The sequence below is a fragment of the Microbacterium sp. Leaf320 genome, assembly GCF_001423485.1.
In the GTDB taxonomy this organism is placed as follows: Bacteria; Actinomycetota; Actinomycetes; order Actinomycetales; family Microbacteriaceae; genus Microbacterium.
Map to the genome: position 1 here is coordinate 449,869 of NZ_LMOD01000001.1, position 22,794 is coordinate 472,662.

The window sequence follows — 22,794 nt, forward strand, 5'->3', positions numbered from 1 at the left end:
GCGGTGATGGCTCGAACGCGGATGACCGGTGCGGGCTCGGTTTCCCGAATCACCGCAGGTGTCGCGATGCCCCACGTACCTCAACCCAGAGCTGCGTCTCGATCATGGCGCCGGCCGCGGCCGAGGATGCCCGTGGGGTCAGCGGCCGGCAGTCGCGGACTCGAGGTCCGGGTCGGTCACGAGTTCCGGGACGCTCTGCTTGCGGTCGATGGCACCCGTAGCGGCGACGAGGAGGGCGGCGAACGCGAGGGAGCCGACGACCCAGAACACGCCAGGCGCGATGGGGAGGCCGCTCCACCACCACTCGATGCCCTTGTTCAGGTCGAAACCGGCGTAGTCCGTGCCGGTGAGGTAACGACGCATGGTCGTGTACAGGGCAGTGCTGTTCGCGCCGGCGAGGCCGATGACGATGATCCAGCGCTGGACGCGCGACATCGTGATCCGCGGGTCGCCGGCTCCGAAAAGCAGCAGACCGATCAGCAGTACCTGCAGGGGGAGGACGTAACGGGGCTGAACGAGCACTCCCACATCGACACCGTTCTGTACGATCACCCAACTCGGGACCATCACGAGGGCGATCCCGGCCAGGACGACCGCGACGTTCGATCGCACGTCACGCCTTCGTGAGAGGCTCCAGAACGCCACTGCTCCGTATAGGACGAGCGTGGTGAACCAGACCGCCGCCGGCATCTTGGTGTCACCCCAGCCGAGCGCCTGGGTGCCGAAGTTGCCGACCCAGAGCTGAGGGATATTCATCACGGTGCGGATCAGTCCGCTGACGATGTCGACGCTCTCCGGGCGCGTGCCGGCCATCTCGCCTTCGAGCGCGGACCCGACCTGGTTGGAGCCGAGGTAGAACGCGGCAGCCATGACCGCAGCGCCGACGGGAAGCGCGAGAAGGTAGAGATATCTCCGGGTGCGTTCGAACGAGAGTATCGCCGCGACCACCGCGCCGAAAGCGACGTACACCGCGGAATCGCCGCGCGCTCCGGCGCCCATCAGCGCTGAGACGAACGCGAGTGACCCGAGGGCGATGCGGCGTCCCCAGCTGGGTGCGCGGAAGTAGCCCACGAGTGCGACCCATAGGGTGCCGGCTGACATGATCGCCCAGCCGCTCGGATTGACGCTGGCGACGAGGAAGATGCCCGCCGGTATCGCCGTCAGCATAAGACCCCAGAGCATGGGGGTGCGGAGCCGCCGATCGACGAGAAGATAGATCGAGGTGACCAGCGTGACCGCGAGGAAAGAGTTGAACACGCGCATCAGCAGTACCGACGTCGGCACATCCGCGGAGCTGAAGATGCTCATCGTGCCGTAGTAAACGGGCGGATACAGGCCCTGGAAGTTGCCATGGCCGGTCGTGATCAGGCCAGTAGGCGGGGTGTCACAACGACCGCTATGTTCGGGCACGAACGCGAAGCAGACGGAGGAGTTCGCCACCTCCGCCAGGATTGCCCTCTCACTCGGATCCTCGGTCATCTCGCACAGGCCGGGTCGCTCACCGGGCGCGCACCAGATGCTCGTCATATGGAAGTTGTCGTCAGGGCTCGCGCCGACGGGAGAGGCGAAGCTCCACCCGACCAGTGCCGCGAAACCGAGCAGAGCGACGATCAGGACACGAATGATCCGGCGTCGATCAGTGGGTTCGACGGTTCCCCCGATGTCTGAGCGCGCGGTGACTGGACCCGACGAGAAAACCATGGTGGCTAGTCTATTCGGGTCGTCCTGAGGATCCGTCACCCGTGGTCGTCTGAGTCGGGCGGAGTCGTGCGACTCTCGACTTGCCGCAATCGATCCTCCAGCAGCGCGACGCGCTCGGCGAGAGTCCGAGTACGTTCTTCCGAGCGGGTGAGCTCGGTGGATTGCTGGATGCACACCAGGAAGAGCACCACGATCCCGACGAAGAACAGGAGATTGACGGGGACGTCGATCCCGAGGGCAGCAGCGAGTGCGTCGAGGATCGACGGGAAGATAGCGATGACGAGGCTGAGCGTCCCCGCGATCAGCCACCAGAAGGTGTGACGTTCACGCAACTTGCCCCGCCGCAAGAGTTCGACTGCGACGATGAGGATGAGGAGGGCTCCCACGATTCCGAGGAGGTAGCGCGCGAGGATCATGCGACAGCCGTCGACCATCGGCGGGGACGGAGGAATGCGATCGTCAGCGCGAAGAAGGCTCGGCCGAGATACACCGCGGACTTCAGCTGATTGTGGGACGGAGTTCCGCCCGCACGTTCGCGCATCGCGACGCCGACTTGCGTGAAACGAAGGCCGGCGCGATGGCCGGTGACCAGGGACTCGATCGTGTCGCCGAGATACTCGGCCGGGAAGTCCTGTGCGTAGAGAGCGATAGCTCGCGGGCCATGGGCCTTGAAACCGGAAGTCGTGTCGGTCAGTCGCGTCGTCAGAGCCCTGCTGAGAGTGCCGGACAGGAACCGCATCGCCCACCTTCGCGGTCCACGGACCGCGTAGTCGCCCTCGCCTGCGAAACGCGCACCGATCACCACATCGTGCTCATCGAGCTGCGCGACGAGTGCCGGAACGTTGGCAGGGTTGTGCTGGCCATCAGAATCGAGCTGGACAGCGACAGGAATCCCGTTCTCCAGCGCGAAGCGGAACCCGAGTCGCATCGCGCCGCCGACTCCGAGGTTGAAGGGGAGTTCGAGCACCTGTGCTCCGGCCGCGCGGGCGACCTCGACGGTCGTGTCCGTCGATCCGTCGCTCACGACCAGAACGCGCACGCCGGGCAAAGAACTTCGCACCTCGGAGATGACCTGCTCGATCACTTCCGCCTCATTGAATGCGGGCATGACCACCAGCACTTGGTCGAGGGAGTACACCATGGGTTTCAGTATATGGTCGTCGCTTCGCGGGTCGTGACGGCTCAACGAGCCACCACATGTCCCAGCAGAAGCGAGACCGCGGCCCATCGGCCCCGGAGCAGAGCGCCTGGGACCTTTGAGAGAGCGTTCAGCCGCGATGTGGCGCGCAGCCTGGCGGCGCGGGCTGCATGCCGCCAACCCGCGTCGCTCAGCCGCGCGCTGACGCTGCGGTAGAAATCACGCTCCTCGAGGAACCGCGTGCCGTCGCTCGCGGTGTACGAGGATGCGCTCGCCGAGTGGCGACGGTACTCGAAAGCGGGAGTCGTCGAGATTGCGAAGCGCCCGCCTTCGAGCAGGATGTCGAGCTGAAGCGCGAGATCCATCACGATCTCATAGCGGTCTGTGAAGCGGAAGCGTCGGAGCGCATCGGTTCGCCAGCAGATCGCCGGGAAGTAGGTCCAGTTCCCGTTCATCAGCGTCGTCACGAGCGCGTCGCCGCTCAGCACGGTCGGCGCCGCAAGATGCGGTCGCACGACCGCCTTGATCCGATCCGCGAGCGGCGCCGCGGGCTTGCCGTTCTCATCGATGACGAGCACAGCAGGCTGGACGTAGTCGGGCGCGTCGAAGCGCTCGATGAGCGCTCGCACTTCGCGGACGTAACCGGGGAGGAGCCTGTCATCGCAACCGGGGATCGCAACGTAATCGCTCTGAGCGAGGTCGATGCATCGATCGAAGGATCTGCTCACCCCGAGGTTCTCCGGGTTGCGCTCGAAGAGGATCCGCTCGTCCCCGAGGCTCTCCACCCACTCGGCGGGGTTCCAGTGCGGGTAGCAGTCATCGAGCACGACCAGTCGCCAGTCGGCATCGTCCTGCGCGATCACACTGAGCACCGCCTCCTTGAACTGGGACGGGTCGCCGTAGAAAGGCATCATGATGTCGATGGTCCCTGCGTTCACTCCGTCGGCCTCCTGAGTCCGTAGTGCCCTGGCATAATTGCCGAATCGGTCCAGCATCATGGTAGGCGAGATGCGCAGGGCCGTGCCGCCGCGAGGAAGGAAGCGCACGTCAGATGGCATCAGGAGTCGAGCCACCCTCGGGTCGGAGACCGCGACGGAGCCTGCTTCTGGTCCTGATCGCCACAGCTGTGTCGGCAGCGAGCAGTTTCTTGATCCTTCTCGTCGTCGCGCCGGCGCTCGGACCCGCCGGATACGCATCCTTCTCGGTGTACTGGGGAGCGCTGTTCATGGTCGTCGGCATTCTGTTCGGCGTGCAACAGGAGTCGACGCGGGCGGTATCCCATAAGGGAGAGTCCTTCCCTGAGAGCGGTGGCAGTTCTTCACTGCTCCGCTTCGCCGGTGTGCTCGGCGCCGCCGTCCTCGTTCTGGTCGTCACCACTGGGCTGATCTGGGCCGGCCCCCTGTTCGGGTCGGCGAATGCCGGCTGGGCCTATCCGCTCGCGATCGCCGTCGCGTCTTATGTGGGTGTCGCGGCGCTCAACGGCATTCTCGCGGGCAGCGGTCAGTGGGGCGGATTCGCCGCCGTGCCCCTCATCGACGGACTGCTCCGCCTCATCCTCGTCGCCATAGCCCTCTGGACGGGCGCCGACGGTACCGCGCTCGCATGGGCGGTCGCGATCCCGTTCCCGGTGTCGCTGCTGGTGGTCGTGTCGGCACGCTGGGCGGCGGTGCGCTCTTACTCCCGCGTCCGCGAGTCCTACCGTGCGCTCGCATCGAACGCTAGCCGAACCATGGTTGCGTCTACCGCGAATGCGGTGCTCGTCAACGGGTTCCCGGTGATCCTCTCGCTGCTCGCAGGAGGAGATCGAGCAGCTCTGGGTGCGGTGGTCCTCGCGCTGACTCTGACGAGGGCCCCCATCCTCGTGCCGTTGACCGCGCTGCAGAGCATGCTCATCGCTCGGTTCAGCGCGGCGCCGGAGAAAGCCCCCAGACTCATGGTGACCGTGCTGATCGGGCTCTGCGTGTTCACACCGGTGGTGGGCGTCGTGGCCGGGCTCTGGGGCGAGAGCCTCCTTGTCGGACTTTTCGGCGGGGGATTCGCGATCGAGGGGGCGCTGCTCACGTGGCTGGTGATCGCCTCGGGTTGCCTGGGGGTGTTGACGGTGACGGGTGCGCGTGCTCTCGCGGCCGGGCGCCACACCGCCTTTGCCACCGGATGGGTCCTGGCGTGCGTCCTCGCCGTGGCGGCCGTCGCACTCACGCCGGGTGACATCGGCTTCCGTACCGTCGTCGGGCTCATCGTGGGACCACTCATCGGAGCGGCATGGCACCTCGTCTTCGGACGCCGTCCCTGATCAGCGGCGGCGGTGGACGGTGAGGTCGTAGACCACGACCTCGGCCTGTCGCACGAGACGCAATCCCATGCAGCGGACGCGCTGTGTCAGGGTGAGACGCGACTTCAGCGAACGTACCAGCGCGCGATCGGAGCGGAACAGCTCGGCATCGAACGGGGTGCGGATACTGCGTCGTTGGAGGCGGAGCGCTGTCAGACCGTAGTAGGCGCGTGCCGGGAGCACACCATGGTCGAGCGCGGCCTCGAACGACCGCGCGTGCGCTCGGACGATGTCGTGATAATAAGTCGCCGAGCGCAGCGAGTGGGAGACGCTGTCGCCACGCTGGAGCCAGAAATAGAGACGGTCGCTGCACGACGCCACCCGGCTCATTCGCAGGTACAGATCCATCGCGACAGCGACGTCCTGCGCATAGCGTCCGGATGGGAATCGAATGTCGTCGAACAGCGAGGCGCGGTAGAGCTTGCCCCAGTTCGCCTCGCTGAAGTACTTGAGCTCTTCCTTCCTGATGCGTCGCAAGGCGATGCTGAAGATGTTCTGATAGCTGCGAGCAGCGTCGTCGAAGACGATCGCCGAACCGGAGGGGTCATCGGCGTGCTGGTCTTTCGATGCAGCAGCGACGCTTGCGCCGACGTTCCACCATCGGCAGCAGCTCATGTCGGCATCCGCGTCGATGAGAATGCTAAGCAGCCGCTCGACGAGGTGCGGGCTCATCAGGTCATCGTTGTCGCAGAATGTGATGTACGCGCCGCGCGCGGCATCCAGGCCCGCATTCTGAGCAGCGCCGATGCCGCCGTTGCTCTGATGGATCACGCGGACGCGCTCATCCGTGGCGGCGATCTCGTCGCACAGCTCGCCTGAGCCGTCAGTCGACCCGTCGTCGACGAGGATGACGTCGAGGTGCTGGTGGGTCTGCGCGAGTATCGACGTCACGCAGGCGGCGAGATGGGCGGCGGCGTTGTAGACCGGAACGATGACGGAGACCGTACGCTCGAACGCGGGCAGGGCAGTGGACATCACGATCGAGTGTACCCTTCGCTGTTGCGCGCTCTCCTGCGCCTGGAGGTCGGCGACGACGTGCCGGATCGCGGACGATCCTCCGTCTGGGCACCCCGCCCGGATAGAATCGGCGCTGGCCCGAACGTTCTCATCTCCGGACGGGCCGGTCCGTAATGGCGCTTTCGCATCCTATGACTGGAGAATTCCTCTTCCATGGCTGAACACGTTCTCATCACCGGCGGCGCCGGATTCATCGGATCCCGTCTCGCGAAGCGTCTGGTCGACTCCGGGCATCGTGTGACCGTGCTCGACGCCCTCATCCCGCAGGTCCATGGCGACAACCCCTCCGAGACATCGCCGTTGCTGAAGTCGCTAGAGGGCGTCGCAGAGGTCATTCATGGAACCGTCACAAGTCCCGACGACCTCCGCAAGGCGCTTTCCGGGGCTACTGTCGTCGTGCATCTGGCTGCCGAGACCGGGACAGGACAGTCGATGTACGAGATCGACCGTTACGTCGAGGCGAACGTCGGGGGTACAGCGAAGCTGCTCGACCTCCTCACCAACGAGTCGCACTCCGTGAAGCGCATGGTCGTCGCGTCGTCGCGTTCGATCTATGGTGAAGGCGCCTACGAGGCGCAGGACGGGACGATCGTGTACCCGCCGCATCGCGCAGACGACACCATGGCTCAGGGTGACTTCCGGGTTCTCGGTGCCGGAGGTGAAGAACTCCGACTCGTCGCGACCGACGAGGATGCCAAGCTTCACCCTTCGTCGGTGTACGGCATCACCAAGCAGATGCAGGAGTCGCTGATCATGACGGTCGGGCCCGTGATCGGGGTCGAGCCGGTGGCGCTGCGGTACCAGAACGTCTATGGGCCCGGCCAGTCGCTCAAGAACCCGTACACGGGTATTCTGTCGATCTTCTCTACGCTCATCAGGCAGGGCAAGGCGATCAACATCTTCGAGGACGGGCTGGAGAGCCGCGACTTCGTCTACATCGACGATGTCGTCGAGGCCACCTATCTCGCCGTGACGCACCAGGATGCCGCGGGTGGCACGTTCAACGTGGGATCAGGTGTGGCGACGACCGTCAACGACGTGGTCGGCGCGCTGTTCGCTGCATTCGGCACCGATGTGCCGACCCGCATCTCGGGCAACTATCGCTTGGGCGACATTCGCCACAACGTCGCAGACACGACCCGTCTGCGGGAAGTGCTCGGATTCACTCCGGGGGTCGCCTTCGCGGACGGCGTGCAGCAGTTCGTCGAGTGGGTTCTCACGGAGCCCGTGGAGGGCGACACCTACCAGCGTTCTCTCGATGAGATGGCCTCCCGGAACCTTCTGAAGTGAGACCACGAAAGATGCTTGAGGGGAAGCCCTATCCCTACCGGGGGAACAGCCTCAATCTCTTCCGGCTCGGACTCGCGGCGATCGTGCTGTTCGCCCACAGTTGGTACATCGCCGGGCGCGGTACAGGACCCCAGGTCAGCGGAGAGAACCTCGGCACCTGGGCGGTCGCCGGATTCTTCGTCCTCAGCGGATTCCTGATCACGAGGAGTCGACTGCGCACGTCCGCGGGAGACTATCTTCTCCACCGGATCGCCAGGATCTACCCCGCCTTCTTGGTATGTCTCCTTCTGACCGCCACCGTGTTCGGACCCTTGGCCGCGCTGATCGCCCACGGCACGCTGACGGACTACCTGACCACGCCCGAAACGCCCATGCAGTATGTGTGGGGGAACATGGGGCTCGAGGTCTCCAATTTCGGGATCGGAACGACTCTCGACACCGTCCCCTACCCGAACGTGTGGAACGGGTCCCTGTGGACCCTGTACCTGGAGTTCCTCTGCTACCTCGTGGTTTGGGTCGTGGGAGCGCTGGCGGTGTTCCGCCGCTCTGTCATACCGGCAGCCGCTCTGTTCGTGATCAGTCTCCTCATCTGGATCAATCTCGGTCTCTTCGTGGAGTTCGGGCTCGACACCAACTTCGGTCTGTTCTTCAAGCTGCTTCCCTTCTTCATGGGGGGCGCGTGCGCGTACTTCATCATCGAGAAGTTCGGCCTGAATCGGTGGATCGGCATCGTGTCCCTCGTCATCGCAGTGGTGCTGATCGCCTTCGTTCCGCGGTGGGGCGGCCAGGTATCCGCGCCGTTCCTGGCCTACGGGCTGCTGTTCCTCTCAGCTGTGATCCCGCAGCCATCATGGATTTCGCGAAACGACATCTCCTACGGGTTCTACATCTACGCGTGGCCGGTGCAACAGCTGGTCGTCCTCGTGGGAGGTGCCCGTTGGGGCATGTCGGTCTACCTCGCTCTGACGGTCGTCGGGACCACCCTCCTCGCGGCGGGAAGCTGGTACCTCATCGAACGTCCGAGCATGAACCGCATCCGCCGGAGACGCTCTGTCCCGCCTCTCCCCGTTCCGGTCTGACGCGGGGAGAGGAGATCTCTCGGCGGGAGCCACCGAGCGATCGCTGAGAGGTGAAGCATCTAGACTGGCTCATCGTGCTTGGCGTCGCCATGCGCGGGAAGGGTTTCCATGGATCTCCTCGTCGTGGGTTCGGGCTTCTTCGGCCTGACCATCGCAGAACGTGCCGCGAACGCCGGCCGCAAGGTGACGGTCATCGACCGTCGTCATCACATCGGCGGCAACGCATACAGCGAGGCGGAGCCCGAGACGGGCATCGAGGTGCACCGCTACGGCGCACACCTCTTCCACACCTCGAACGCCACGGTGTGGGAGTACGTCAACCGTTTCACCACGTTCACGAACTATGTGCACCGCGTCTACACGACGCACAAGGGCACCGTGTTCCCGATGCCGGTCAACCTCGGCACCATCAACCAGTTCTTCCAGTCGGCGTACACGCCCGATCAGGCGCGAGCCCTCGTGCGCGAGCAGGCGGGGGAGTTCGACGTGAAGACGGCGGCGAACTTCGAGGAGAAGGGCATCGCCCTGGTCGGACGCCCGCTGTTCGAGGCCTTCTTCCGCGATTACACGGCCAAGCAGTGGCAGACCGACCCGCAGAAGCTGTCCGGTGACATCATCAGCCGCCTGCCCGTGCGGTACACCTACGACAACCGCTACTTCAACGACACTTGGGAAGGCCTGCCGACTGACGGCTACACCGCGTGGCTCGAGCGAATGGCGGACCACCCCAACATCGAGGTGAAGCTGAATGTCGACTACTTCGACGACGCGCAGCCCCTCAACAAGAAGGCGACCGTCGGTCAGGTGCCCGTCGTCTACACGGGCCCCGTCGACCGCTACTTCGACTACAACGAAGGAGCGCTCAGCTGGCGGACGCTCGACTTCGAACAAGAAGTCCTGAACATCGGGGACTTCCAGGGCACGACCGTGATGAACTACCCCGACATGGACGTGCCCTACACGCGCATCCATGAGTTCAAGCACTTCCACCCGGAGCGCAAGGACGTCTACGAGTCCGACAAGACCGTCATCATGCGTGAGTTCTCGCGGTTCGCGAGCCGCGACGACGAGCCGTACTACCCGGTGAACACCCCGACTGACCGTGACGGGCTGCTGGCCTATCGCGAGCTCGCGAAGGGGGAGAGGGACGTGCACTTCGGCGGACGCCTCGGCACCTATCAGTACCTCGACATGCACATGGCGATCGGCTCGGCGCTGTCGCTGTGGAACAACACGCTCTCGTAGACTCGACCCTATGAGTCACGCTGCTGTCGGGGCGCCCGGGACGCCCCGGCGCTATCTGCATTCCCTGTGGCTGCTGTCGGCCCGAGACCTCAAGGTGCGGTACTCGACGAGCTTCCTCGGATACCTGTGGTCGGTGCTGGATCCGCTCGTGATGAGCGCGATCTACTGGTTCGTCTTCACACAGATCTTCCATCGTGATGTCGGTGAGGAGCCGTACATCGTGTTCCTCATCAGTGCGCTTCTGCCGTGGGTGTGGTTCAACTCCTCGGTGTCGGACTTCACGAGAGCCTTCAAGAAGGACTCCCGGCTGGTCCGCTCCACGGCCATCCCTCGTTCGATCTGGGTCAACCGCATCGTTCTCAGCAAGGGCATGGAGTACCTGTTCTCCCTGCCGGTGCTGGCCGCGTTCGTCATCATCAACCTGCTCGTCGAGCAGAACCCGGCGAACACCGTCCAGGTCGGCTGGGGCATCCTCTGGATGCCGGTCGCGATGATCCTCCAGACGGTCCTGCTCGTGGGACTCGGTCTGCTCGTCGCGCCGCTCTGCGTCCTCTACGTCGACCTTGAGCGGACGACCGCGCTGATCCTGCGTGCGATGTTCTACGCGACCCCCATCATCTACAACGTCACGGATCTGCCGGGGATGTTCCAGACCCTCGGAGCCTTCAACCCGCTCGCCGGGATCTTCATGCTCTATCGCATGCCCTTCTTCCCCGATCAGTGGAACCTCTTCACCCTGCTGATCAGCGTCGGCATGACTCTCGTGATCCTGGCCCTCGGGATCTGGACGTTCCGCTCGTTGGAGCGCCCCGTGTTGAAGGAGCTGTGATGTCGACCGCCATAGAGGTGAAGGGGCTCGGGGTCCGCTTCCGCCGCAACCGCCGAGGACGACGCAGCTTCAAGGATCTGTTCGCCGGAGCATCCCGGCGCTCGCGCCCTGGTGAGTTCTGGGCGCTGCGCGACGTCTCGTTCACCGTGCAGCAGGGGGAGTCGATCGGCGTCGTCGGTCGCAACGGTCAGGGCAAGTCCACCCTGCTGCGTCTCGTCGCGAAGGTCCTGCTGTCTGATGAGGGAACCGTGACCGTGAACGGGGGAGTCGCGCCCCTGATCGAGATCACAGGGGGCTTCGTCGGCGACCTGACCGTGCGCGAGAACGTCCGACTGACGGCCGGCCTTCACGGCATGTCGCGCGACGAGGTTTCACGTCGATACGACGACATCATCGAGTTCGCCGAGCTCGCCGGTTTCGAGGACACGCCCTACAAGCACCTCTCGAACGGCATGAAGGTGCGGCTCGCATTCTCCGTCGTCTCGCAGCTCGACGAGCCGATACTGCTCGTCGACGAGGTTCTCGCCGTCGGTGACAAGGCCTTCCGAGAGAAGTGCTACAAGCGCATCGACGAGCTGCTGGCTGAGGGGCGCACGCTGTTCTTCGTCAGCCACAACGAGCGCGATCTCCGCCGTTTCTGCACGCGCGGCCTCTACCTCGACAAGGGCGCCCTCGTGCTCGATGCGCCGATCGCCGAGGTGCTCGACCGATACAACAAGGACTACAACGCCGGCTGAGCCCGGCGGCAGCGATGCATCAGGCTGCGACGAGGTCGCTCAGCACCTGCAGCGAGGCGCGTGCCGCATCGACCGCGCTCGTCGTGTCGGAGCCGTCGCTCGCTGCGGTCTTCAGATCGGCGAGCTTCTGAGCGTAGTCGGCGACTCCGTCAGTCCACTCCGTCGCGATCGACGACGGCGGCAGAGTATCGGAGAGACGCTGAGCGTCCTCCTGCAGAGTCTCGACGACCTGCACGGCATCCGGGCCGCTGTTGGCTGCGGCGATGTCGAGGCCGCGCGCGGCGTCCTCGAGCCAGAAGCCGACCTGATCACGGAACGTGTCGATGGAGGGATCCACCGGCTCGGGTGCGGTGGTCACCGGCGGATCGGTCGGATCGCCGGGCATGCTCTCGGATGGTGACGGTGATCCGCCGGCACCGGGCTCCGGGGACTCGCCCCGAGGCAGGAGGAAGAACAGCAGCACGCCGACGACGACGAGGCCGGCGACGATGAGTGCCACGATGAGAGCGATGCGACCGCGGTTGCTCGGCTGGGGCTCCATCGGGGCCCAGCGGACGTCAGGCTGCTGTTCGTCGGTCATGCCGGTCAGTCCTCCAGTGCGGGCATCGGCTTCCAGGAGCGGTCGCGGCCGAGCTTGCCGCCCTCCTTGAGCCCACGGAACAGATTGCTCGTTCCCCGCACCGTCCGCTCGACGAACAGCAGGCGGATGAGCTCCTTCGCGAACGTCATCGACGTTCCGAGACCGAAGAGCACCGGGTTGTAGTTGTCGTGGATGCGGTAGTACTGCTTGATGTACGCACGGTTGCGCATGATGTAGAAGCGGTAGGCATTGCTCGACGCGTTCATGTGGCGGATGCCCATGTCCCACTGCTTGATCTCGCGGGTGCGCCGCAGAACGAACTCATCGACGATCACCGCCGTGGTCTTGCGGGAGGCGAGCCACCCGTACATCTGGTCGTCCCAGTAGATGAAGAAGCGGTGGTCGGGCAGGCCGATCTGCGTCACGATCGAGCGGTGGATGAACATGCCCTCGAAGCATCCGGAGTTCATCTCCTTGTAGCCCGAGGCGTCGAACCCCGAGGGAGCGAAGGGGATCGGGATGCCCATGCGCTCGGCGATCCGGTACTGCCAGTAGAACTCGCTGCCGTCGTAGTCGTAGCGGCGACCTTGGATGCTCTTGAAGCGAGGAGCCCACTTGCCCATCTTCGCGAGACCGTCGGGGACGACCTCGACGTCGTCGTCCATCATCCAGATCCACTCGGATCCGATCTCGTACGCCGTGCGCATCCCCTCGCTGAAGCCGCCGGACCCACCGGTGTTGGTCTCGAGCCGTCGGTAGACGAGCTCGGTGCCGAGGCGAGGACGGAACGAGTCGACGACATCGGTCGTGTCGTCGGACGAGGCGTTGTCGATGATCACGACGTGGCCGGGCTTCGGATCCATCGCAGTGATGCTCTCGAGCAGACCGGTCAGCAGGTGCGATCGGTTGAAGGTGACGATGACGATCGTCGCGGACGCCGGGTCGAAGGGGGCGTGTGTCACGAGGTGATTTCTCCGGTGGCTGGGTGCCCGCAGGGCGCCGCGAGCAGATCCCACCCTACCCGGAAGACCTGCGGAATCCCCCGAGGGCGCGTCGGTGCGCTCAGGCCTGAGGGCGCAGCGTCGGGATCGCGCCCGTGTGCGCCGCGTCGATGCTCTCTCTCCACGACCGCGTCTGGCCCGCGCGCAGGGCGCACAGCACCAGCATGAACCACCCGGCGCCGACCAGGGTGAAGCTCTCGAACATCGACTCCACGGCGAGCGTGACCAGCATCAGCGGCGTCCATGCGTAGACGACGGAGCGCCGCACGCTCGCGACGAGCCAGGAGCGGATGGTGGCGATGCCGCCGAACAGCAGGAACAGCACGAGTCCTGCTGCGCCGAGCTGCAGAAGCACGTCGAAGTACGCGTTGAGCGCGCTCTGATGGTGGTCGTCGAGTAGGAAGTTGATGTAGGTGAACGGGTACTCTCCCCGCGCCCAGGAGCCGAACCAGCCCCACCCCTCGACCGGCTTGAGGGCGACGAAGTCGAGGATCGTGTTCCACAGGGTCGCCCTGGACGAGAAGTCGGACCCCGCATCGAGCAGCGCGATGATGACGTGGCGAAGAGCGAATGCCGCGGCCAGCGCCAGCGCGACGAGCACACCGAGCACCCATTGCACGAGCGTCCTTCGTTCGGCGGGTGCATGTCGCACGATCGTGAGGGCCACGGCGACGACGCCGACGGCCGCGGCGAGGACGAGGACCATGGGGGAGGAGGAGAAGAAGGCGAGGAGGCCCGCCAACGCGATCGACGGGATCGCGATGCGTGCGGTCAGGGACTGCGACCGCCACTCGACGACGAACGTGATCAGCGCGATCACGGTGACGAAGCCGAGCATGTTGCGGCTGCCGAAGAGACCCTGCACCGGCCCGCCGACCGCCAGCTGCCCCTGGATCCCGAGGAAGGTGAAGGGAGTGTCCAGCAGCACACCCGAGAGGATCTCGAGGGCGAGAGAGACGATCAGGAGCAGTCGCAGCGTGTCGCCGAGCGCCCGGACGGTCTGCAGTGTGTCGCGGATGTGTCCCACCGTGATGGCGAGGAACGCGAAGCCGAACAGCTCCATCCATCCGAGCGCTGTGTCTGACCTGTCGGTCGACCACAGGACGCTGACGGCCGCCCAGACGAGGAACGCCAGCAGCGACGACGGCGCGATCCGCAGCAGGGAGAGCTCTTCGCGTCGCACCCACAGGATGCAGGCGCCGAGCGCGCAGAGCACGCCGATGACGGTGGCGAGCGTCACCGGCGACGCCGCGCGCTCGATCGTGAAGGCCGCGAAGACCGCCGTCAGCACGGCGACCGTGTAGGCGCGAGCGAATTCGGCCGAGCCGAGCAGATCCGTCACACGGCGTCCGAAGGTCACGGAACCCGCCGACTTCTCTCGCCACGCTCGATCACGCGCTCGCGCTCGCCGACCCCGACGAGCGGTACGGCCTTGATCTTGAACGACAGCAGCACGAGCAGCATCCAGCCCCACAGCATGATGGGCGTCGACTCCGTGAGCCCCTGCACGAGCAGGACGACGGTGAAGAGGCTCGGCAGGAGGGTGATCGCCGAGTACGGTCGGTCGGACTGCAGATCCCACCGCGGCCGGTCGATGGCGAAGAACCAGGAGCGCCACAGCAGGCCGAGGTAGGCGAGTGCGACCAGAAGCAGTCCGAGCACGCCCAGCTGCATCAGCACGTCGAGCCACATGTTGTGCGCGTGGAACACCGTGATCCCGTGGTCTTCGATCCACCCGGCGAACGCGGGGTCGAACGGCACCCAGGGGCTCGAGAAGCCATTGCCGAAGAGCGGATGCTGGGCCGCGCGCTCGAGGACCTTCTCCCAGATCTTGTCGGAGCGGCCCGTCAGATCCGCACTGCGACCGAGCAGAGCGAACAGCGGCTCGCGCAGCAGCCATACAGCGGTGCCGATGACCGCGGCGCCGCCGATGAAGAGCACGTAGAGCCTGGTGCGTCCGCCGGGCGTCTTCGTGCGGCGCATCAGCAGTGCGACGACGAGCACGACTCCCGCCGCGGCCGCACAGGCGTATGCGGTGGCGGACCCGGCCCTGAGCAGGAAGTACGCGGCGAGCAGGGCCCAGAGAGCGAGAGTCGTCCGCCAGCGCGTGCGTGCAGCGAACAGCACTCCGAAGGTGAGGATCGCGAACAGGCAGATGATCGCGAGCAGGTTGGAGTTGCCCACGATGCCCTGGATGCGGCCGCCGTCGAGGAGGTTGCCGCGCACCCAGTACCAGTGCGCGTTCGTCTCTCCCTCGGGGCGCACGAAGAAGTTCGGCAGGATCGGTCCGTGCACGACGAGCGCCACCCACAGCTCGATCGCGAGCGACAGGCCGAGGATCCACTTGAACGCCGAAGCGAGGGCCCGAACGATCTCGTGCCAGGTGAGGACGTGCACGATGAACAGCGCATTCACGGTCACCGTCGCCAGCAGCACCCAGGTGATGATCGTCGCCCCGGGCCACTGCGACCAGGCGACCGAGAGCAGTGCGACGACGGTGTAGGCCGTCGCAGCCCAGGGCAGGCGACGCCAGGCGAAAGCGTGCGGGCGCTTGCGGGCGATCATCGGGACGCCGATGCCGAGCGTGGCGAGCAGGAATACGACCAGCGTGATCGCTGCGCCGATCTCTCCCAGCAGGTTGTACACCGCCGAGTGCGCGAACGTCACGAACAGGACGAGGATGATGTATCCGCGCAGCAGAAGATGCCCCGTCGACTCGCGCTCGGGCGCGGTGGGCGGGGCGGCCACCGGATGCTTCGTGTAGTGCGCCATCGCGTTCAGGCTACAGCGCACAGCTCGCAGAGCGCCTGAGCGTCGCGCTCGTGGCACGGCGGGTTCCGGTGCCAATACTCTGGTGGCATGCTGCTCAGTCTCTCCAACGTGCCCCGCGACTACGCCTGGGGATCGCCGACGCTCCTCGCCGACCTCGAAGGTCGCGCTCCCGCAGGCGGCCCCGAGGCTGAGGTCTGGTTCGGAGACCACCCGGGGGATCCGGCGGACGTGCGCAGCGGCGGGACACTGGACGCCGTCACAGGCGGATCGCTGCCCTACCTGCTCAAGCTGCTGGCTTCGGCCTCTCCGCTGTCGATCCAGGTGCACCCGACCATCGAGCAGGCCAGGGCCGGATGGGCGCGAGAGGCCGAGCTCGGCGCCGACGACCCGAAGCGCAACTATCGCGACGACAATCACAAGCCCGAGTTGATCGTCGCGCTGAGCGAGCGCTTCGAGTCCCTGAGCGGACTCCGTCCTCTCGCCGGCACCCGGCGCCTGCTGTCCGCTCTGGGGGAGAGCACGGGCGTCGTCGAGCTGTCCTCTCGACTCGATGCCGACGGAGACGTGCTTCGCGACACGATCGGCTGGCTGCTGTCCGGGGAGGCTCAGGCCGTGGTCGATGACGTCGTCGCCGCGGTGCGTGCGGCGGTCGATACGGATTCGGGGGAGTGGCGCACCACCCTGGAGGCGGTCGCGGCGATCGCGGACACCTACCCGGGTGACCCCGGCGTCGTGGTCGCTCTGCTCATGAATCACGTGGTGCTCCGTCGCGGCGAGGGAGTCTTCCTCCGCGCGGGCCTTCTGCACGCCTACATCTCGGGCCTCGGCGTCGAGATCATGGCGGCGAGCGACAATGTGCTGCGCGGCGGGCTGACTCCGAAGCGGATCGACGTGCCCGAACTGCTCTCGATCCTCGACACGACGACCGGTGAGGTGCCGGTGCTCCGCCCGGCCGAGGTCGGCGCGATCACGGAGTACCCGGTGCCCGTGGCGGACTTCGCGCTGAGTCGCGTCGCTCTGAACGGCGACGAGGTGTCGGTCGATGTCAGCGGGCCCACCATGGTGCTCGTCACGGCCGGTCGAGTGGAGGTCCGCGGGCAGGACGGCGAGTCGCTCGCCGTCCCTATCGGGACGGCCGCTTTCGCGACGCCCGACGAGGGTCGGTTGGCCCTCTCGGGGCAGGGGGAGGCGTTCATCGCGTCTCCGGGTGCATCCACCAGCTGACTGAGTGCCGGATGCCGACACGACACGCCGTACGAGGCTCAAGAACCTTCAAGACCTGATTGAGGGTTTACGATCCGCGACTTGACCGATGGGAATGACACGGGTGTAATTAGTTGAGCACGGCCCGCCGAGGGGGCGGAATACAGGGGTTGGAGAGCGAGATGACGGGTTACCGTTCAGACGTACCGGAGAACTGGTTCGTCGATCCGATCAACCTCGGTGTTCCCGGGGTTCGGAAGGCCGAGGTCGACGACGAGAACGCTCTCGCCTGGCAGAGCGACGCTCTCTGCTCGCAGACCGACCCCGAGGCCTTCTTCCCCGAGAAGGGCGGCTCGACCCGCGACGCCAAGCGCATCTGCACCTCATGCGATGTCCGCGGTGAATGCCTCGAGTACGCGCTCAACAACGACGAGCGTTTCGGAATCTGGGGCGGGCTGTCGGAGCGCGAGCGCCGCAAGCTCAAGCGCCGCGCAAGCTGACGATCTTCATCGGCGCCGCATCCTGACCACGGTCAAGACGCGGCGCCGTTGCCGTCTCTGGCGGACTGTGCCCGTCGCTCATAGCTTCGCGGCCACGCCGGGGCCGCTGGTCCGCGGAATACCGCGGCGCGCATAGGCTGACCAGGTCATGCCAGCCCGAGTTCATGCAATCATCGTCGCGCGCCCCGGTTCCTCCGCCCGCGCGCAGCTGCTCCGCACACTGGACGCTCTGCGCTCCCAGACCACACCGGCGGCGGCGATCACCCTGGTGGTGTGCGGCGATGCCACATCGGCGCGTGAGAGCGAGGCGGTGGCGGCCGCGGTCGAGGGGATCATCCAGGCCCGCAGCGGCACATCCTTCGCCGACGCGGTGGAGCTCGCCCGACCCCGCATCCTCGAGGGGAGTGCTGTCTGGCTGCTCGCCCACGATACGGCGCCGCACGAGCGCGCACTCGAAAGACTCGTCGGAACGCTCGAACGATCTCCGTCCGCAGCGATCGTCGCTCCCAAACTCGTGCAGACCGACAACGAGCGGGAGATCGTCTCGTTGGGCGTGAGCATGACGACCCTCGGACGCACGGTCGAACTGGCAGCCGGCGAACTCGACCAGGGGCAGCATGACGGCACGGATGACGCGCTCGGCGCGGACATCCGCGGAATGCTGATCCGCGGCGAGGTGCGCGATGCGCTCCGACCCGACCCGGCACTCGCCGGAGCTGATCAGGGACTGGATCTCGGCGTCCGTGCGCGACTCGGCGGTGGACGCGTCGTGCTCGCGCCGTCGGCTCGGGTCTCGGTCTCACCGGGCGGCCCCGGCACGCTGCCGCACGGTCGCAGCAAGCGCGCGTTCGCGACGAGGCTCGCCCAGCTGCATCGTCGCCTCGCCTACGCACCCGCCGTCGCCGTGCCGCTGCACTGGCTCACACTTCTTCCGCTCGCACTCTGGCGATCGGTGACGCACCTCGTGGGCAAGCGCCCGGAGGCGGTGGCCCCGGAATGGGGCGCCGCTGTGACCGCGATGTTCCGTTTCGCGGCGATCGCCCGCTCGCGGGGCAGCATCCGCGCGTTCCGCACCTCCAGCTGGTCGAGCATCGCGCCGCTCCGCGTGAGCAGCTCCGATCTGCGCCGGCGTCTCGACGACGGGCACGGCAGCGAGGGCGGAGCCGTCAGCGAGCTCCGATTCTTCTCGGGTGGCGGTGCCTGGGCTGTGCTCGCAGCACTCGTGGTGAGCATCGCGACGTTCACCACAGTGCTCGCGTGGCCCGTCCTGGGTGGCGGCGCGCTCCTGCCTCTGCGTGCGACCGTCGAAGCGCTGTGGGCTGACGCGGCCTGGGGGCTGCGCGGCCTCGGTGCCGGAGTGGTCGGTCCTGCCGATCCCTTCGCCGCGGTGATCGCCGTTCTCGGATCGCTGTGGCCGGGAGCCCCCTCGTTCTCTCTCGTACTCCTGTGGATGCTCGCGCTTCCGCTCGCCGTGCTCGGCGGATGGTTCGCCGCCACGCGAGTGACGGACCGCGCGGGTCTCCGAATCTTCGCCGGAATCATCTGGGCGCTGGCACCCACCTTCCTCACCGCCCTGGTCGACGGTCGTCCCACGGGCGTGCTGGTGCACCTGCTCCTCCCGTGGCTCTTCCACGCTGCGGTCGTGGCGCATCGCTCGTGGGGCGCGGCCGGGGCGGCATCGCTCCTGTTCGCCGCCGTGACCGCCTGCGCCCCCTCACTCGCGCCTGCGCTCCTGCTGCTGTGGGTCGTCGCGCTCGGCATCACGCTCGCCGGTGCGCGCATCCGCGGAGCGATCCGCCTGCTCTGGGTACCGGTACCCGCCATCGCTCTCTTCGCGCCTCTCGTGCTCTGGCAGCTGCGTCACGGCAGCCTCATCGCCGTGCTCGCCGACCCCGGGTCCATCTGGGCCGGTCCCCAGGCGACAGCGGATGCCGCCGGCCGGCTCGCGCTGGCCACGGGCTTCCCCACCGGAGACATGGCCGGCTGGGGCTGGGCATCGTGGCTCGGGCTGGAGATGGCACCCTGGGTCGCCCTGCTGCTCGCACCACTGGCACTGCTGGCGCTCGTATCTGCGGTCGCGCCTCGCTGGCGCGCCGGCATCACCCTCCTCGTCGTCGCCCTCGCAGGCCTCGCCACCGCATTCCTCGCCGTGGGCGTCACCGTCTCCTTCGCACAGGGAGTGCCCGTCGCCATCTGGCCGGGTGCCGGGTTGAGCCTCGCGTGGATCGGCGTGACGGGGGCGGCGCTCGTGACCCTCGACACTGCGCTCACGATCCCTCGTCTGCGTGTTCTGAGTGCCGCGGTCGCGGGTCTCGCGATCGCGGTGTGCGCCGTTCCGTCGCTCGCCGCGTTCCACTCGGATTCCTCGGCGCTCCGCGACGGCCCAGCCTCGACACTGCCCGCGTACGTCGCCGCGCAGGCGGGTGCGGATCGTCCGGTCGGGACGCTGGTGCTCACGCCGCAGAACGACGGCGGCCTCGCGACCGAGGTGGCCTGGGGCGGAAGCGAGACGCTGAGCGCTCAGACGACCATCCTGTCGACGGCGACCGAGCTGCGAGGTACCGACCTCGCGACCCTCGCGGTCGACCTTCTCTCCGCCCGCGACTTCGACGCCGCGGCGGAACTCGGGGAGCAGGGCATCTCCTACGTCCTCCTGGCGAAGGTGTCCGACGACGAGTCGGATCGCGCGCGCACGCTGCGCACGGTGGCTGTGACGTCGCTCGATCAGCGTGCAGGCTTCGTCCAGGCGGGTACCACCGATCGCGGCGTGCTGTATCGGCTCGAGGCGGACGCCTCACCCCGCGCTCCGCTCTCCGCCGGACAGGAGGCGACCGCTCGACTGGTGATCACGCTCCAGTTGGTCCTCGTGTTCGCCGCGCTCCTGCTGTCGGTCCCGACCCGTGCGTCTCGACGCGCGGCCCGCGCCAAGTCGCGCATCGTCGGGCGCGCGGCGGAAGAGCCCCTCGTGCTGCCCAGGCACCCGGAGGATCACGACGGGCATGATTCGACTGAGGTCCCGGCAGTCGTACCGGAGGCTCCGGCCGAACCGGATGATGACGGTGATGCCGCCGACTCCGCAGCACCTGCCGAACCGGCCGGTGCGGCGGGTGCTGCGGACGGAGAGTCTGCAGCGGACGTGCCCGCTGCGGAGCCCGCGGCGGATGGATCAGAGGGCGACCCCGACGAGGGATCCCACCACGACGAGGAGGCGCGACGATGAGCACCAACCGTGCATTCCGGGTGGCTGCCACCGGCGCTCGCGTCCTGACCGGCGCCGTCGTGGCCGCAGCATGCGTCATCGGCGCAGTGGTCGCGGTCACCGCGCCCTGGCCCACCGTCACGCATGAACCCGCCCAGGCCGACGTCACGCCCCTTCCCGGTGACACGGTGCTCGTCTGCAACGGCGACTTCCGTGCCATCGGGCGCACCCCATCGAAATCGCTCGAGATGGTCTCCGCAGCTCAGCTGCGCCTGACCGCTGAGGGGTCCTCCGGGCGTCCGGAGTCGAGCCTGCTGCCCGCGAAGGACCTCGCCGACGGCGGTTCAGCCCAGCGTCTGGTCGGAGCGGTCGATGGTCGCGAGGCACCGCTGCTCGGCGCGACCGAATCGGTCACGCTCGCCGAGGACGACCTGTTCGGGCTCGCCGCCGCTCCCTGTCGCCCCGCCGGGCTCGAGTCCTGGCTCGTCGGCGGCACCGTGGCCACAGGGACGGAGGATCTCATCGTCCTCACCAACCCCGGTGTCGTGCCCTCGACCGTGACTCTCGGCGTCTTCGGGTCGGTCCGTGCATCGAGCACCGTGATCGTTCCCGCCGAGTCTCAGATCGCGCTCCCCCTGACATCGATCGCCGTAGGGTCCGACTATCCGGTCGTCAAGGTGACCGCCACCGGTTCGCCGGTGCGGGCCGTGCTGCAGTCATCGCTCACGCGGACGCTCGACCCCGCAGGCGTCGACCTGCAGGATGCAGTGGCGGCACCGCAGCGCAATCCCGTGATCCCGGGAATCCAGGTGTTCGAGAACGAGGGCGACAACTCCGACATGGCGGTCGTGCGGCTGCTCTCGCCGGATGTGGATGCCGAGGCGGTCGTGACCCTCAGCAAGCTCGGTTCTGCCTCGACCGCTGCAGAACTCACCGTTCCGCTCACCGCCGACGTGCCGACCGAGCTCTCGCTCTCGACTCTCGCGCCGGGAGAGTACACGGCGCGGATCGAGTCCGATGCTCCTGTGCTGGCAGCCGTGCGGCAGCAGGACGGCGCGGGTCCGCAGACAGACTTCGCCTGGGCGTTGCCGGCACCGGAGGTCGAGGACGACGTCTATGTGTCGATCCCGGCCGGTCCGTCGCCCCGGGCCGTGCTCGTGAACAGCGAGGACTCCGATTCCACCGTGCAGCTGACCCCCGTCGACGGCGGAGAGCCCATCGAGGTGACGGTTCCCGCGGGATCGTCGGCATCGGTGCCGGTGAAGGAACGCACTGTGTACGCCCTGTCGACGTCGGGCCCTGTGCACGCGTCCGTCGCGATGACGGCCACCGGGGCGCTCGCGGTCTGGCCGGTGTGGCCTTCGGCGGGAGCCCAGCAGAGCATCACCGTCTATCCCTGACGCGAGGGTCGGGGACAGACGACTCTCCTACCTCAGTGGTCGTGGCCGCCGAGGTCCCAGGGCTCGCGTCCGACGTACTCAGCAGCGGCCCGGAACACGGCGCTCTCGATGGCCATCCGTCGGTGGGCGCCGTCGTCGTGCCCAGGGGGGAGCAGCCGCTCGATCGGGAGCCGGAAGAGCACGATTCGCTGCTTCTCGTGATCGAGGTGCCATCGCGGAACCTCGTCCGTCGCCTCGAACGCCGGCATCGCGCCGATCTCGAACCGCACCTCCTGCAGTTCCGGCCAGGTGCCTCGGAGGAACTCCACGGCCGTGCCCACGGTGAGGTCGAACCGGTCGATACGACCGTCGAGCGGTGCCAGGGGAGGACGCACGACCTCGCTGCGTCCGAGACGGCCATGGCGACCGTGTCGAGCACCGCGGCGCGGAGCGGCGGAGGTGCGGGGACGACGAGGCATAGCGAAAGTCTAGGCCGAGTCTGCGGGCCCGGGCGGCGCGGCATCCGGCGCTCGTGGGAAGAGGCCCGTAGCCTGGCGGGAATGGACGCAAGACTCTGCTCGAAGGTCGGCTGCGCGCGTGAAGCCGTGGCGACGCTCACCTACGACTACGGCGATCAGATGGCTGCGCTGGGCCCACTCGGCCTGGCGGATCATCCGCACGCGCACGATCTCTGCGCGCAGCACGCGGATCGACTGTCGGTACCCGCCGGTTGGCTCGTGGTACGGCACGAGGCGCTGCGCGCCTGAACCGATCCGACCGGAACAGCACCCG

Annotated in this window: 21 protein-coding genes; 11 read left to right on the forward strand and 10 right to left on the reverse strand. The window is 67.0% G+C overall.

Annotated elements, in window-relative coordinates; translation table 11 throughout:
- Nucleotides 1-138 precede the first annotated feature (138 nt).
- The 4 genes from ASF63_RS02095 to ASF63_RS02110 are packed head-to-tail and all read right to left on the reverse strand — an operon-like array spanning nt 139 to nt 3,777.
- On the reverse strand, nt 139-1,701 hold the full coding sequence (locus ASF63_RS02095; protein WP_056508959.1) for a DUF2142 domain-containing protein: 1,563 nt from the start codon (nt 1,699-1,701) through the stop codon (nt 139-141).
- A gap of 35 nt (nt 1,702-1,736) precedes the next feature.
- Complete coding sequence (locus tag ASF63_RS02100) at nt 1,737-2,117, reverse strand: DUF2304 domain-containing protein (RefSeq protein WP_056510141.1); 381 nt, start codon at nt 2,115-2,117, stop codon at nt 1,737-1,739.
- On the reverse strand, nt 2,114-2,842 hold the full coding sequence (locus ASF63_RS02105; RefSeq protein WP_082477782.1) for a glycosyltransferase family 2 protein: 729 nt from the start codon (nt 2,840-2,842) through the stop codon (nt 2,114-2,116). The genes ASF63_RS02100 and ASF63_RS02105 overlap by 4 nt, the downstream gene beginning before the upstream one ends.
- A 41-nt stretch (nt 2,843-2,883) precedes the next feature.
- Nucleotides 2,884-3,777 (reverse strand): glycosyltransferase family 2 protein, encoded by an 894-nt coding sequence (locus tag ASF63_RS02110; RefSeq protein WP_235560665.1) that lies wholly within the window; start codon nt 3,775-3,777, stop codon nt 2,884-2,886.
- 209 nt (nt 3,778-3,986) lie between these two features.
- Between ASF63_RS02110 and ASF63_RS02115 the strand changes: the two genes are divergently transcribed.
- Nucleotides 3,987-5,132, forward strand: coding sequence for a hypothetical protein (locus tag ASF63_RS02115; protein ID WP_157534211.1), 1,146 nt, complete (start codon nt 3,987-3,989; stop codon nt 5,130-5,132).
- On the opposite strand, the gene ASF63_RS02120 is transcribed toward ASF63_RS02115, so the two are convergent.
- A complete protein-coding gene (locus ASF63_RS02120; protein WP_056508964.1) occupies nt 5,133-6,146 on the reverse strand; it encodes a glycosyltransferase family 2 protein in 1,014 nt (337 codons plus the stop codon). It abuts the gene before it with no gap.
- 195 nt (nt 6,147-6,341) lie between these two features.
- On the opposite strand from ASF63_RS02120, the gene ASF63_RS02125 reads away from it, so the two are divergent.
- From ASF63_RS02125 to ASF63_RS02145, 5 genes are all read left to right on the forward strand, one after another.
- Nucleotides 6,342-7,478 carry an NAD-dependent epimerase/dehydratase family protein gene (locus ASF63_RS02125; RefSeq protein ID WP_056508967.1) on the forward strand — a complete coding sequence of 379 codons (1,137 nt, stop codon included), beginning with the start codon at nt 6,342-6,344 and terminating at the stop codon, nt 7,476-7,478.
- Between the two features lie 11 nt (nt 7,479-7,489).
- Nucleotides 7,490-8,557, forward strand: coding sequence for an acyltransferase family protein (locus tag ASF63_RS02130; RefSeq protein ID WP_056508968.1), 1,068 nt, complete (start codon nt 7,490-7,492; stop codon nt 8,555-8,557).
- A 108-nt stretch (nt 8,558-8,665) separates the two neighbouring features.
- Complete coding sequence (gene glf, locus ASF63_RS02135) at nt 8,666-9,802, forward strand: UDP-galactopyranose mutase (protein ID WP_056508971.1); 1,137 nt, start codon at nt 8,666-8,668, stop codon at nt 9,800-9,802.
- A 10-nt stretch (nt 9,803-9,812) separates the two neighbouring features.
- Nucleotides 9,813-10,631 carry an ABC transporter permease gene (locus ASF63_RS02140; protein WP_056508973.1) on the forward strand — a complete coding sequence of 273 codons (819 nt, stop codon included), beginning with the start codon at nt 9,813-9,815 and terminating at the stop codon, nt 10,629-10,631.
- Entirely contained in the window at nt 10,631-11,368 is a 738-nt protein-coding gene (locus ASF63_RS02145; protein WP_056508976.1) for an ABC transporter ATP-binding protein, read from the forward strand. The genes ASF63_RS02140 and ASF63_RS02145 overlap by 1 nt, the downstream gene beginning before the upstream one ends.
- 19 nt (nt 11,369-11,387) lie before the next feature.
- Here the strand turns inward: ASF63_RS02145 and ASF63_RS02150 are convergent, their stop codons facing one another.
- The 4 genes from ASF63_RS02150 to ASF63_RS02165 form a co-directional block, all read right to left on the reverse strand.
- Nucleotides 11,388-11,948, reverse strand: a complete 561-nt coding sequence (locus tag ASF63_RS02150) for a hypothetical protein (RefSeq protein WP_056508980.1) — start codon at nt 11,946-11,948, stop codon at nt 11,388-11,390.
- Between the two features lie 5 nt (nt 11,949-11,953).
- Nucleotides 11,954-12,910, reverse strand: coding sequence for a glycosyltransferase family 2 protein (locus ASF63_RS02155; RefSeq protein ID WP_056508983.1), 957 nt, complete (start codon nt 12,908-12,910; stop codon nt 11,954-11,956).
- A gap of 100 nt (nt 12,911-13,010) precedes the next feature.
- Nucleotides 13,011-14,309 carry an O-antigen ligase family protein gene (locus ASF63_RS02160; protein ID WP_056508986.1) on the reverse strand — a complete coding sequence of 433 codons (1,299 nt, stop codon included), beginning with the start codon at nt 14,307-14,309 and terminating at the stop codon, nt 13,011-13,013.
- The gene (locus tag ASF63_RS02165; protein WP_056508989.1) at nt 14,306-15,721 is read right to left on the reverse strand and encodes an O-antigen ligase family protein; all 1,416 of its coding nucleotides are present in this window, start codon (nt 15,719-15,721) and stop codon (nt 14,306-14,308) included. Before ASF63_RS02165 ends, ASF63_RS02160 begins: the two co-directional genes overlap by 4 nt.
- Before the next feature lie 87 nt (nt 15,722-15,808).
- Here ASF63_RS02165 and manA point away from each other — a divergent pair, with 87 nt between their 5' ends.
- From manA to ASF63_RS02185, 4 genes are all read left to right on the forward strand, one after another.
- Nucleotides 15,809-16,945 (forward strand): mannose-6-phosphate isomerase, class I, encoded by a 1,137-nt coding sequence (manA, locus tag ASF63_RS02170; protein WP_056508993.1) that lies wholly within the window; start codon nt 15,809-15,811, stop codon nt 16,943-16,945.
- Nucleotides 16,946-17,106: 161 nt separating this feature from the next.
- The gene (locus ASF63_RS02175) at nt 17,107-17,424 is read left to right on the forward strand and encodes a WhiB family transcriptional regulator (protein WP_082477783.1); all 318 of its coding nucleotides are present in this window, start codon (nt 17,107-17,109) and stop codon (nt 17,422-17,424) included.
- A 148-nt stretch (nt 17,425-17,572) separates the two neighbouring features.
- A complete protein-coding gene (locus ASF63_RS02180; RefSeq protein WP_082477784.1) occupies nt 17,573-20,644 on the forward strand; it encodes a glycosyltransferase in 3,072 nt (1,023 codons plus the stop codon).
- Nucleotides 20,641-22,023, forward strand: a complete 1,383-nt coding sequence (locus ASF63_RS02185; protein WP_056508995.1) for a DUF5719 family protein — start codon at nt 20,641-20,643, stop codon at nt 22,021-22,023. The genes ASF63_RS02180 and ASF63_RS02185 overlap by 4 nt, the downstream gene beginning before the upstream one ends.
- Nucleotides 22,024-22,055: 32 nt before the next feature.
- Here ASF63_RS02185 and ASF63_RS02190 read toward each other — a convergent pair whose 3' ends face one another.
- The gene (locus ASF63_RS02190) at nt 22,056-22,397 is read right to left on the reverse strand and encodes a metallopeptidase family protein (protein ID WP_056308476.1); all 342 of its coding nucleotides are present in this window, start codon (nt 22,395-22,397) and stop codon (nt 22,056-22,058) included.
- A 165-nt stretch (nt 22,398-22,562) separates the two neighbouring features.
- Here ASF63_RS02190 and ASF63_RS02195 point away from each other — a divergent pair, with 165 nt between their 5' ends.
- Nucleotides 22,563-22,769: a DUF3499 family protein gene (locus tag ASF63_RS02195; RefSeq protein WP_056508998.1), complete on the forward strand. Its 207-nt coding sequence runs from the start codon at nt 22,563-22,565 to the stop codon at nt 22,767-22,769.
- Nucleotides 22,770-22,794: the final 25 nt, after the last annotated feature.